Source organism: Chromobacterium alkanivorans (assembly GCF_016937655.1).
GTDB classification, from domain to species: Bacteria; Pseudomonadota; Gammaproteobacteria; order Burkholderiales; family Chromobacteriaceae; genus Chromobacterium; species Chromobacterium alkanivorans.
This window is the reverse complement of record NZ_JAFHKL010000007.1, coordinates 158,019-169,453: the sequence shown is the minus strand read 5'-3', so window position 1 is coordinate 169,453 and position 11,435 is coordinate 158,019. Positions and strand designations below refer to the sequence as shown.

The 11,435-nt window shown below is 65.7% G+C and carries 7 protein-coding genes; 1 reads left to right on the top strand and 6 read right to left on the bottom strand.

The features are described 5' to 3' along the window. Positions 1 to 104 precede the first annotated feature (104 nt). Together gap and tkt are read right to left on the bottom strand one after the other, a co-directional pair. On the bottom strand, positions 105 to 1,115 hold the full coding sequence (gene gap / locus JW897_RS13965) for a type I glyceraldehyde-3-phosphate dehydrogenase (RefSeq protein ID WP_048412902.1): 1,011 nt from the start codon (positions 1,113 to 1,115) through the stop codon (positions 105 to 107). Positions 1,116 to 1,245: 130 nt separating this feature from the next. Beyond that, the gene (gene tkt / locus JW897_RS13960; protein ID WP_048412901.1) at positions 1,246 to 3,231 is read right to left on the bottom strand and encodes a transketolase; all 1,986 of its coding nucleotides are present in this window, start codon (positions 3,229 to 3,231) and stop codon (positions 1,246 to 1,248) included. A gap of 430 nt (positions 3,232 to 3,661) precedes the next feature. Here tkt and JW897_RS13955 point away from each other — a divergent pair, with 430 nt between their 5' ends. Continuing rightward, a complete protein-coding gene (locus tag JW897_RS13955) occupies positions 3,662 to 4,417 on the top strand; it encodes a BPSS1780 family membrane protein (protein WP_205466595.1) in 756 nt (251 codons plus the stop codon). 190 nt (positions 4,418 to 4,607) lie between these two features. Here the strand turns inward: JW897_RS13955 and JW897_RS13950 are convergent, their stop codons facing one another. The 4 genes from JW897_RS13950 to hutU form a co-directional block, all read right to left on the bottom strand. Beyond that, positions 4,608 to 5,945, bottom strand: a complete 1,338-nt coding sequence (locus JW897_RS13950; RefSeq protein WP_205466594.1) for a Na+/H+ antiporter family protein — start codon at positions 5,943 to 5,945, stop codon at positions 4,608 to 4,610. A gap of 227 nt (positions 5,946 to 6,172) precedes the next feature. Next, positions 6,173 to 7,702 carry a histidine ammonia-lyase gene (hutH, locus tag JW897_RS13945; protein ID WP_205466592.1) on the bottom strand — a complete coding sequence of 510 codons (1,530 nt, stop codon included), beginning with the start codon at positions 7,700 to 7,702 and terminating at the stop codon, positions 6,173 to 6,175. Between the two features lie 148 nt (positions 7,703 to 7,850). Next, the gene (locus JW897_RS13940) at positions 7,851 to 9,242 is read right to left on the bottom strand and encodes an amino acid permease (protein ID WP_205466591.1); all 1,392 of its coding nucleotides are present in this window, start codon (positions 9,240 to 9,242) and stop codon (positions 7,851 to 7,853) included. Positions 9,243 to 9,758: 516 nt separating this feature from the next. Beyond that, positions 9,759 to 11,432 carry a urocanate hydratase gene (gene hutU, locus JW897_RS13935; RefSeq protein WP_205466589.1) on the bottom strand — a complete coding sequence of 558 codons (1,674 nt, stop codon included), beginning with the start codon at positions 11,430 to 11,432 and terminating at the stop codon, positions 9,759 to 9,761. Positions 11,433 to 11,435 lie beyond the last annotated feature (3 nt).

Here is an 11,435-nt window from a genome sequence, read left to right as displayed (position 1 = left end):
TAACACCAATCAAATGCAGGTGGATGTAGCGCCCGCGCTAGCAGGCGCAAAAAAATCCGGGCCGGCATCGCGCGCCGGCCCGGATTTCCGGGATCACATCGCCGTCAGCAAGCGAACATCGCGCGCGCGGTGCGCAGCATCTGGCAGCTGAAACCCCATTCGTTGTCGTACCAGGCCAGCACTTTCACCATATTGCCGCCAGTGACCTTGGTCAGCGTGGAATCGAAGGTGGAGGCTTCCTCAGTGTGGTTGAAGTCGCCGGACACCAGCGGCAGGGTGTTGTAGCCCAGGATGCCCTTCATCGCGCCGTTGGAGGCTTCCTTCAGAATGTCGTTGACCTCGTCCTTGGTGGTGTCGCGCGCGGCGCTGAAGGTCAGGTCCACCAGCGACACGTTGATGGTGGGCACTCGCACCGAGAAGCCGTCCAGCTTGCCCTTCAGTTCCGGCAGCACCAGGCCGACGGCCTTGGCCGCGCCGGTCTTGGTCGGGATCATATTGTCGGTGGCGGAGCGGGCGCGGCGCAGGTCCTTGTGCTTGACGTCGGTCAGCACCTGATCGTTGGTGAAGGCGTGGATGGTGGTCATCAGGCCTTTCTTGATGCCGATGGCCTGGTGCAGCGCCTTGGCCACCGGGGCCAGGCAGTTGGTGGTGCAGCTGGCGTTGGAGACCACGGTCATTTCCGGCTTCAACACGTCGTGGTTGACGCCGTAGACGATGGTGGCGTCGACGTCGTCGCCGCCCGGCGCGGAGATCAGCACCTTCTTGGCGCCGGCGTCCAGGTGGGCCTGGCATTTGTCCTTGCTGGTGAAGGCGCCGGTGCATTCCAGCACCAGGTCCACGTCCAGCGCCTTCCACGGCAGCTCGGCCGGGTTGCGGGTGCTGAAGAACGGAATCTTGTCGCCGTTCAGGATCAGGTGCGCGTCGTCCTGCTCGACTTCGCCGGGGAAGCGGCCGTGCACGGTGTCGAACTTGGTCAGGTGGGCGTTGATGTTGAGATCGCCGGTGGCGTTGACGGCCACTACTTTGAAATCGTCGTGCAGCTGGTTTTCGTAGATGGCGCGCAGTACCTGGCGGCCGATGCGGCCGTAACCATTGATGGCGATGCGGATAGTCATGCTTCTAAATCTCCTGGGGACGATCCGGAGCGCCCGGCTTCCCGGCCGGCGCTCCGCGTGTTGTGTAGTGCGTCCACTACATGAAACGGCGAACAAAAGGCCATTGCTTTCGCAATGGCCTGTCTTTACATCACAGCAGCGCTTTGGTCCTGGCCACTACATTGTCGACGGTGAAGCCGAAGGCCTGGAACAGCTGCGGGGCCGGGGCGGATTCGCCGAAGTGGTCGATGCCGACCACGTCGCCGTCCAGACCCACGTATTTGCGCCAGAAGTCCGGATGGCCGGCTTCGATCGCCAGCCGCGGCAGGCCGGCCGGCAGCACGCTGTCGCGCCAGGCCTTGTCTTGGCGGTCGAACACATTGGTGCACGGCATGGACACCACGCGCACGGCGACGCCTTCCGCCGCCAGCGCTTCCTGCGCCTTCAGCGCCAGTTCCACTTCGGAACCGGTGGCGATCAGCACCGCGCGGGCGCCGGCGGCGTCGCGCAACACGTAGCCGCCCTTCTGGATCGCGGCCAGCTGCTCGGCGTCGCGGACGACGAAGGGCAGGTTCTGGCGGCTCAGCACCATGCTGCTCGGCGTGGTCTTCTGCTCGACGGCGTGCGCCCAGGCCGCCGCGGTTTCGGCGGTGTCGCACGGACGCCAGGTGTTGTGGTTGGGGATGTAGCGCAACGTGGCCACTTGCTCCACCGGCTGGTGGGTGGGGCCGTCTTCGCCCAGGCCGATGGAATCGTGGGTGAACACGAAGATCGGGTTGATCTTCATCAGCGAAGCCATGCGCAAGGCGTTGCGCGCGTATTCGCTGAACATCAGGAAGGTGCCGCCGTACGGGCGCAGGCCTCCGTGCAGGGTCATGCCGTTCATGATGGCGGCCATGCCGAACTCGCGCACGCCGTAGCTGATGTAGTTGCCCTGGCCCTCGCGGTCAATCCACTTGGAGCCGGACCAGTTGGTCAGGTTGGAGCCGGTCAGGTCGGCGGAGCCGCCGACGAATTCCGGCAGCGCCGGCGACAGCGCTTCCAGCGCGATCTGGCTGGCCTTGCGGGTGGCCACGGTCTGGGCGGCGTCGGCGATCTTGGCCAGCGCGGCGGCCTTGGCCTCTTCCCAGCCGGCCGGCAGCTCGCCCTGCATGCGGCGGCTGAATTCGGCGGCCAGCTCCGGATAGGCGGCGCGGTAGGCGTCGAAACGCTTGTTCCAGTCGATCTCGGCCAGCGCGCCCTTGTCGCGCGCGCTCCAGGCGGCGTAGATCTCGGCCGGGATCTCGAACGGCGCGTGCGGCCAGTTCAGGCCTTCGCGCGCGGCGGCGATTTCGGCCGCGCCCAGCGGCGCGCCGTGGCAATCGTGGCTGCCCTGCTTGGTGGGCGCGCCAAAGCCGATGGTGGTCTTGCAGCAGATCAGCGTCGGACGCGCGCTTTCCTTCTGCGCGGTGGCGATGGCGGTGGCCACTTCCACCGGATCGTGGCCGTTGACGTTCTTGATCACCTGCCAGCCGTAGGCTTCGAAACGGGCCGGGGTGTCGTCGGTGAACCAGCCTTCCACATGACCGTCGATGGAGATGCCGTTGTCGTCCCAGAAAGCGATCAGCTTGTTGAGCCCCCAGGTGCCGGCCAGCGAGCACGCTTCGTGGCTGATGCCCTCCATCAGGCAACCGTCGCCCAGGAAGGCGTAAGTGTGATGGTCTACGATCTGATGGCCGTCGCGGTTGAACTGCGTCGCCAGCATTTTCTCGGCCAGCGCCATGCCCACCGCGTTGGTGATGCCCTGGCCCAGCGGGCCGGTGGTGGTTTCAATGCCGGGAGCGTAGCCGTATTCGGGATGGCCGGGAGTCTTGGAGTGAAGCTGACGGAACTGCTTGAGGTCTTCGATGGAGAGGTCGTAGCCGCTGAGGTGCAACAGGCTGTAGATCAACATGGAACCGTGACCGTTGGACAGCACGAAGCGGTCGCGGTCTGGCCAGTTGGGGTTGGCCGGGTTGTGTTTCAGGTGATCGCGCCACAATACTTCCGCGATGTCTGCCATCCCCATCGGGGCGCCGGGGTGACCGGATTTGGCTTTTTCAACGGCATCCATGGACAGGAAACGGATGGCGTTGGCAAGCTCGGTACGGGTGACCATTTCGGGAAAACCTCAAGACTTGTGTGGAAACCGGGACGACGGCCGCGCCACCCGAACATGCCTCCGGCATGGACCAACCGTCGCAAAATCATGGAATTATCGCCGATTTTCACCATTGGCGGCAACCGCCCCGCCGCGCGGAATACCGCGCCGGCATGCCGGCGCGCGAAAAATAGCCGGATGCGGCCGTTTTACCAGATAATGCCGGGGCGGGCGGGAAATGCATTTCGAATCAAAAGCCTGCGAACGATTCCGCAACCGGCTCCACCCATGACGAATGTGTAGAATGAGGAAAGGAGGCGCCGGCGGTGAAACCCGCGACGCAAATCGCGGTCAGTCTGGCTCTGTCTTTTTGCCGCGCAAATGACGCAACGACGCGAGCCGGCCGGCGCCGCCGGCTTGCTTGGCACAACCTTTTTGGAGATTTTCGATGCAATCATTCGATGCCCTACCCGCTCCGCGCAAAGTCGCCTTCGGACGCGGCTGGCGCTGGATCGTGGAGGCTTTCTACATCGTCCGCCAGCAGCCGCTGACCTGGGTTCTGCTGGCGCTGGCTTATCTGGTGATCAACTTCATCGTCAACATGATCCCCTTGCTGGGCGGGCCGCTGTCCTTCTTCCTGGCGCCGGTGTTCGCCGCCGGCTTCATCCTGGCGGCGAAAAAATGCGAGCAGGGATCGGAGCTGGAGCTGGGCGATCTGTTCGCCGGCTTCAAGACCGCGCTGCGGCCGCTGATCAATGTGGGCATGCTCTACCTGGCCATCCTGATCGTCATCGGCGTGGCGCTGGGCCTGTTGATGGGCGCGATGGGCGTGAGCGTGGCCAAGAGCGACCCCAACGCGATCCCGGTGATCGCCGGCCCGATCGCGCTGTTCGCCTTCATCGGCGGCGTGGCCATCTTCCTGGTCAGCCTGGCTTACTGGTTCGCGCCGGCGCTGGTGACGCTGAACCAGGCCGGACCGTGGCAGGCGATCCGCACCAGCTTGCAAGCCGGCCTCGCCAACTGGGGCGCGGTGCTGGTCAGCGGCCTGATGCTGGCGGTGCTGGCCTTCATCGCGATGATTCCGCTGGGCCTGGGCCTGTTGCTGTGGTTCCCGGTGCTGTACGTGACCGCCTACACCGGCTGGAAGGATATCTTCGGCCAATCCGCGGCGCCGGCGCGTCCGGACGAGCCGGTGGTGTTTTAAGAACCTGTTCAAAGTCTGCTGCGCGTCGTGAGACGTGGCACGGCGAGCACAGCTTCGAAAGACTCATGTGCCGCTTGCACATTCCGCTTCCTCAGCGGTTTTCGCCCTGGCTCGCGAGACTTTGAGCTGGCTCTAAGCCCGGCTCGCCGCTTCAATCAAGCCCCGCCCAGCGGGGCTTTTTCATTCCCGCTCACAGCAACATCGCGGCGATCCAGCCAAAACCCAGCAAGGGCAGGTTGAAGTGCAGGAAAGTCGGCACCACCGTGCCCCACATATGGTCATGCTGGCCGTCGGCGCTCAGGCCGGCGGTCGGTCCCAGCGTGGAATCGGACGCCGGCGAGCCGGCGTCGCCCAGCGCCGCCGCGGTGCCCACCAGGGCGATGACCGCCAGCTCGGAAAAACCGAAGCCCAGGGCCAGCGGCACGTAGATGGAGGCGATGATGGGCACGGTGGAGAAGGACGAGCCTATGCCCATGGTGATCAGCAGGCCCACCAGCAACATCATGAAAGCGGCCAGCCCGCGGTTGTCGCCGATCAAGGCCACCGACGAACTCACCAGCGACTGGACATCGCCGCTGGCGTTCATCACGCTGGCGAAGCCCGCCGCGGCGATCATGATGAAGCCCACCTGGGCCATCAGGCGCATGCCCTGGGTGAAATGATTGTCCAGCTCGGTCCAGCGCATCACGCCCGAGCCGGAGATCAGCGCGAAGCCCACCAGGCCGCCGAACACCATGGAACCGGTCCACAGCTGCGCCAGCAAGGACAGCAGCAAGGCAGCGCCTATGGACAGCCGCTGCCATCGCCCCAGCCTGACGCTGCCTCGCTCGCCGCCGGCGACGGCGACATCCTGATAGGCGCGCGGCCGCCGATAACTGACCAGCAAGGCCAGCGCCAGGCCGAACACCATGCCCGCCGCCGGAATCAGCATCGCCAGCGGCGCCGCGCCCTGGCTGACCCGAAACTGGCTGGCCGCGCCGGCCTTGTTGATGTTGGCCACCAGAATGTCGTTGAGGAAGATAGCGCCGAAGCCGATCGGCAAGGTCATATACATCACGGTGATGGAGAAGGTGATGGCGCAGGCCACCGCGCGCCGGTCCAGCCGCAACCGGTTCATCACCAGCAGCAAGGGCGGCACCAGGATGGGAATGAAGGCGATATGCACCGGAATGATGGTGCCGGAAGCAAAGCCGGCCGCCACCAGGCAGGCCAGCAAGCTCCATTTGACCAGGGTCAGCATAGTGGCGGAATGGCCGTCGCGCTGAATGTAGGCGACGATGCGTCCCGACAGGCCCTGCACGATGCCGGTGCGCGACAGCGCAATGGCGAAAGCGCCCAGGGTGGCGTAGGCCAGCGCCACCGGCGCGCCTGCGCCCAAGCCGCTGTTGAACGCTTGCACCACCGCGTCCGGCGTCAGACCGGCGTAAATGCCGCCTATGGCGGCGGACAGAATCAGGGCCAGCACCACCGGCACCCGCGACAGGCTCAAGGCCATCATGATCAATACGGCTAATACCACGGCGTTCATCGGAGTCTCCTCGTTCGCGCCCGTCTTGGCGGACGCGTCGATAGTCTGGCGTCCCGGCATCGCCGGGCCCCTATCCCCGAACTGCGCGCATCATGGTCTGATGGCTCTTCATTGTCGGCTGCGCCGCCGGCGTGGCCGGATGCGAGCGCGCCGGCCCCGGGCTTTGCCCAGGGCCGGCGCAACGCCGTCCGCCTTCCCTTTGCGGGCTCGACGGCGCGGCTGCGTGCTTACAACGACGGCAGCAAGCCGGCTTCGACGAAGCGGTTGTAGGAACCGCTGGCCACCAGCGCGGCGGCTTTCTCGATGTCCGGCGCGAAGTAGCGGTCCTTGTCGTAGAAGCTCACCTGCTCGCGCAGCTCGGCCTTGGCCGCTTCCAGCTTGGCCGAGGTCTTGTGCGGCGCGCGGAAGTCCACGCCCTGGCAGGCGGCCAGCAATTCCACCGCCAGGATGCCGGCGGTGTTGCCGGCCATGTCGCGCAGGCGGCGGCCGGCGAAGGTGGCCATCGACACATGGTCTTCCTGGTTGGCCGAGGTGGGCAGGCTGTCCACCGAGGCCGGGTGCGCCAGCGATTTGTTTTCCGAAGCCAGCGCCGCGCCGGTGACCTGGGCGATCATGAAGCCGGAGTTGACCCCGCCGTTGTTGACCAGGAAGGGCGGCAGCTTGGACAGATTGCTGTCGATCAGCAGCGCCATCCGTCGTTCGGACAACGAGCCGATCTCGGCCAGCGCCAAGGCCAGATTGTCGGCGGCGAAGGCCACCGGCTCGGCGTGGAAGTTGCCGCCGGACAGGATATCGTTGTCGGCGGCGAACACCAGCGGGTTGTCGGACACCGAGTTGGCCTCCACCGTCAGCACCGCGGCGGCTTGGCGGATCTGGGTCAGGCAGGCGCCCATCACTTGCGGCTGGCAGCGCAGCGAATACGGGTCCTGCACCTTGCCGCAGTTCTCGTGGGAGCGCTCGATCTCGCTATGCTCCAGCAGGCTGCGATAGATGCGGGCGGCGTCGATCTGGCCGGCGTGGCCGCGCACCGCGTGGATGCGCTCGTCGAACGGGGTGCGGCTACCCAGCGCGGCTTCCACCGACAGCGCGCCGGCCACCGAGGCCGAGGCGTACAAGTCTTCCGCGGCGAACAGGCCTTCCAGCGCGAAAGCGGTGGACGCCTGGGTGCCGTTGAGCAAGGCCAGGCCTTCCTTGGGCGCCAGGGTGATCGGTTCCAGGCCGGCGGAACGCATCGCCACCGCGCCCGGCACGCGGGTGCCGTTGACGAAGGCTTCGCCCTCGCCGATCAGCACCGCGCTCATATGCGACAGCGGCGCCAGATCGCCGGACGCGCCCACCGAGCCCTTCTGCGGGATCACCGGGTAGATGCGCTGGTTGAACAGGGTGATCAGCGCCTCGATCACCAGCCGGCGGATGCCGGAGAAGCCGCGCGCCAGCGAGTTGATCTTCAAGGCCATCACCAGGCGCACGGTGGATTCGTCCATCGGCGCGCCGATGCCGGCGGCGTGGGACAGCACGATGGAGCGTTGCAGCAACTCCAGCTCTTCCGGCGCGATGCGGGTATTGGCCAGCAGGCCGAAACCGGTGTTGATGCCGTAGGCGGTGCGGCCCTCGGACAGCACCCGCGCCACGGTGGCGGCGGAGGCGTCGATGGCGGCGTGGCTGGACGGGTCCAGTTGCAGTTGCAAATCGGTTTCACGTGAAACGCGGCGCAGCTCGGCCAGGCTGAGCGTGCCGGGAACAATGTTCAATACCATCTTGAGATTCTCCTTCTAAAGCGTTTGCAGCGCCGATCGCGGCGATGGGGGCTGGAATTGTTGTGTCGCGCCCCATCGGCGAACGGCTGGAATTTGCCGGCGGATCTGCGCCCGCCGGACAGAATGACAACTTAAGCGCGCGCCGCCCTCACGCCGCGTCGCGCTGGGGCTGGGGCTGCGCTTCCGCGTTAGGCGCCAGCACCCGGCTCCACAGGAAATGGCCGGCCACCACCAGCGCCACCCACACCATGCCCACCAGCAGCGCGGAGCGGGTGTCTTCGAAATAGCCGAGCACGCCGATCACGAACAACATGAAGCCTATCGCCGCCAGCGGCGCGTACGGCCAGAACGGCACCGGGAACTTCAGTTCCGCCGCCTGCTCCTTGCTCATCCGGCGGCGCATCGCCACCTGGGACAGCAAGATCATCAGCCACACCCACACCGTGGCGAAGGTGGCGATGGAGGCGATCAGCAGGAACACATCCTTGGGCATCAGGTAGTTGAGCACCACGCCCAGCAACAGCGCGGCCGCCATCACCAGCACCGTCATCCACGGCACGCCGTTGGCCGACAGCTTGGCGAAGCTCTGCGGCGCCTGGCCCTGGCGCGCCATGCCGTACAGCATGCGGCCGGCGCCGAAGATGTCGCTGTTGATCGCCGAAATCGCCGCCGAGATCACCACCGCGTTGAGAATGTGGGCGGCGGCGGGAATGCCCAGGCTTTCGAAAATCTGCACGAAGGGGCTGCCCTGGCTGCCGATCTGCGGCCACGGGAAGATGGACATCAGCACCGTCAGCGTCAGCACGTAGAACAAGAGGATGCGCACCGGCACCGCGTTGATCGCGCGCGGGATGGTGCGCTGCGGATCCTGCGCCTCGCCGGCGGAAATGCCGATGATCTCGATGCCGCCGAAGGCGAACATCACCACCGCCAGCGAGGCGACCACCCCGCCCCAGCCATTGGGCATGAAACCGCCGTGCGACCACAAATGATGCAGGCCGCTGGCCTCGGCGCTGCCGAAGCCGAACAGGATGATGGCCACGCCGCCGATGATCATCGCGACGATGGCCCCCACCTTGACGATGGACAGCCAGAACTCCATTTCGCCGAACACCTTGACGCTGCACAGGTTCAAGGCGCCGATGAAGAAGATGATGCTCAGCACCCAGACCCAGCGGTCCACTTCCGGAAACCACAAACTCATGTAGATGCCGAAGGCGGTCACGTCGGCCAGGCAGACGATGATCATCTCGAAAGCGTAGGTCCAGCCGGTGATGACGCCGGCCAAGGGGCCCAGATAGCTGGTGGCGTAATGGCCGAAGGAACCGGCCACCGGGTTGTGCACCGCCATCTCGCCCAGCGCGCGCATCACCATGTAGACGGCGGCGCCGCCGATCAGATAGGCCAGCAATACCGCCGGACCGGCCATCTGTATCGCCGCCGCCGAACCGTAGAACAAGCCGGTGCCGATGGCCGAGCCCAGCGCCATGAAACGGATGTGACGGGCGGACAGCCCGCGCGTCAGTGTTTGTGTCTGCATCTCTCTCCTCCTGGCCATGGCTGCGCTTGCCGGCCGAACGCGGATGCGCCCGCTACGCCGCGTCCCGCGGCCCGACATGTTTCATTGCGCAACCCAGCGCCGGCAAACTGTAGAGCCAGCGTGGGCGGACCACAAGACCAAGCCGCGGAATCAGCGGCAAGTCATGACGAAACCATGTGGACAGCGGGCGCGAACGCGCCGGCGCGTCTCAGCGAACGCGCAAGAACAGCCTGACCGTTTTTTCCTTTGCAAGACGATAAGCAACCCCGCCGCTTATTTGTACAAGCTTGTCGTGCGGAGCCACGACAGCCGGGCCTTCCCGACCGCCGCCAGTCGCCGCCGGCGTGAGCCGGCGGCGTTCCTACATTTAGAACCTGTTTACGATCTTGCGAGCTAGAGCGGGACAAGGCGTTGCGGCTGAAGACACGGAATGGTCATATGGCACATGAGCATTCTGAAGCGGCTTTCAACGCCCTTTTCCATCTATCCTGCCGACGCGCAGCTGATCGTAGGTTCTCAGCGCTTCAGCATCGGCAGGTCCAGGCCCTGCTCCCGCGCGCAGTTCTCGGCGATCTCGTAGCCGGCGTCGGCGTGACGCATCACGCCGGTGCCCGGATCGTTGCGCAGCACGCGGCCGACGCGCTTGGCCGCGGCCTCGCTGCCGTCGCAGACGATGACCACGCCGGAGTGCTGGGAGAAGCCCATGCCCACGCCGCCGCCGTGATGCAGCGACACCCAGGTGGCGCCGCCGGCGGTGTTGAGCAAGGCGTTCAGCAGCGGCCAGTCGGACACCGCGTCGGAGCCGTCCTTCATGCTTTCGGTTTCACGGTTGGGCGAAGCCACCGAGCCGGAATCCAGGTGGTCGCGGCCAATCACGATAGGCGCTTTCAGTTCGCCGTTCTTGACCATCTCGTTGAAGGCCAGGCCCAGGCGGGCGCGGTCTTTCAGGCCCACCCAGCAGATGCGCGCCGGCAGACCCTGGAAGCTGATGCGCTTCCTGGCCATGTCCAGCCAGTTGTGCAGGTGCGGATCGTCCGGGATCAGTTCCTTGACCTTCTGATCGGTCTTGTAGATGTCTTCCGGATCGCCGGACAACGCCACCCAGCGGAAGGGGCCGATGCCTTCGCAGAACAGCGGACGCACATAGGCGGGCACGAAGCCGGGGAAGTCGAAGGCGTTGTCCACGCCCTCTTCCAGCGCCATCTGGCGGATGTTGTTGCCGTAGTCCAGCGTGGCGGCGCCGCGCTGCTGCAGGGTCAGCATCGCGCGCACCTGCACCGCCATCGATTGCTTGGCGGCGGCGGTGATTTCGGCGGCGGAGGTCTTCTGCTTGGCGCGCCATTGCTCCACGGTCCAGCCCTGCGGCAGATAGCCGTGCACCGGGTCGTGGGCCGAGGTCTGGTCGGTGACCACGTCCGGGGTGATGCCGCGTTCAACCAGTTCCGCGAACACGTCGGCGGCGTTGCCCAGCAGGCCCACCGACACCGCCTTGCCGCTGTGTTTGGCCTCGTCGATGATGGCCAGCGCCTCGTCCAGGGTCTTGGCCTTGCGGTCCACGTAACGGGTTTTCAGGCGGAAATCGATGCGGGTCTCGTCGCATTCGACGGCGATCATGCTGAAGCCGGCCATGGTGGCGGCCAGCGGCTGGGCGCCGCCCATGCCGCCCAGGCCGCCGGTCAGGATCCAGCGGCCTTGCGGCTTGCCGTCGAAATGCTGGTTGGCGACGGCGAAGAAGGTTTCGTAAGTCCCCTGCACGATGCCTTGCGAGCCGATATAGATCCAGGAGCCAGCCGTCATCTGGCCGTACATCATCAGGCCCTTCTTATCCAGCTCGTTGAAGTGCTCCCAGTTGGCCCAGTGCGGCACCAGATTGGAGTTGGCGATCAACACCCGCGGCGCGTCGGCGTGGGTCTTGAACACGCCCACCGGCTTGCCGGACTGCACCAGCAGGGTTTCGTCGTCCTCCAGGCGCTTGAGCACGTCGAGGATGGTGTCGTAGCACTTCCAGTCGCGGGCGGCGCGGCCGATGCCGCCGTACACCACCAGGCTTTGCGGGTGCTCGGCCACTTCCGCGTCCAGATTGTTCTGGATCATGCGGTAGGCGGCCTCGGTCAGCCAGCTCTTGCAAGTCAATTCGCTGCCGCGCGGCGCGCGGATGTGGCGGGTCGGATCAAAACGCGGGTCGGACATCGG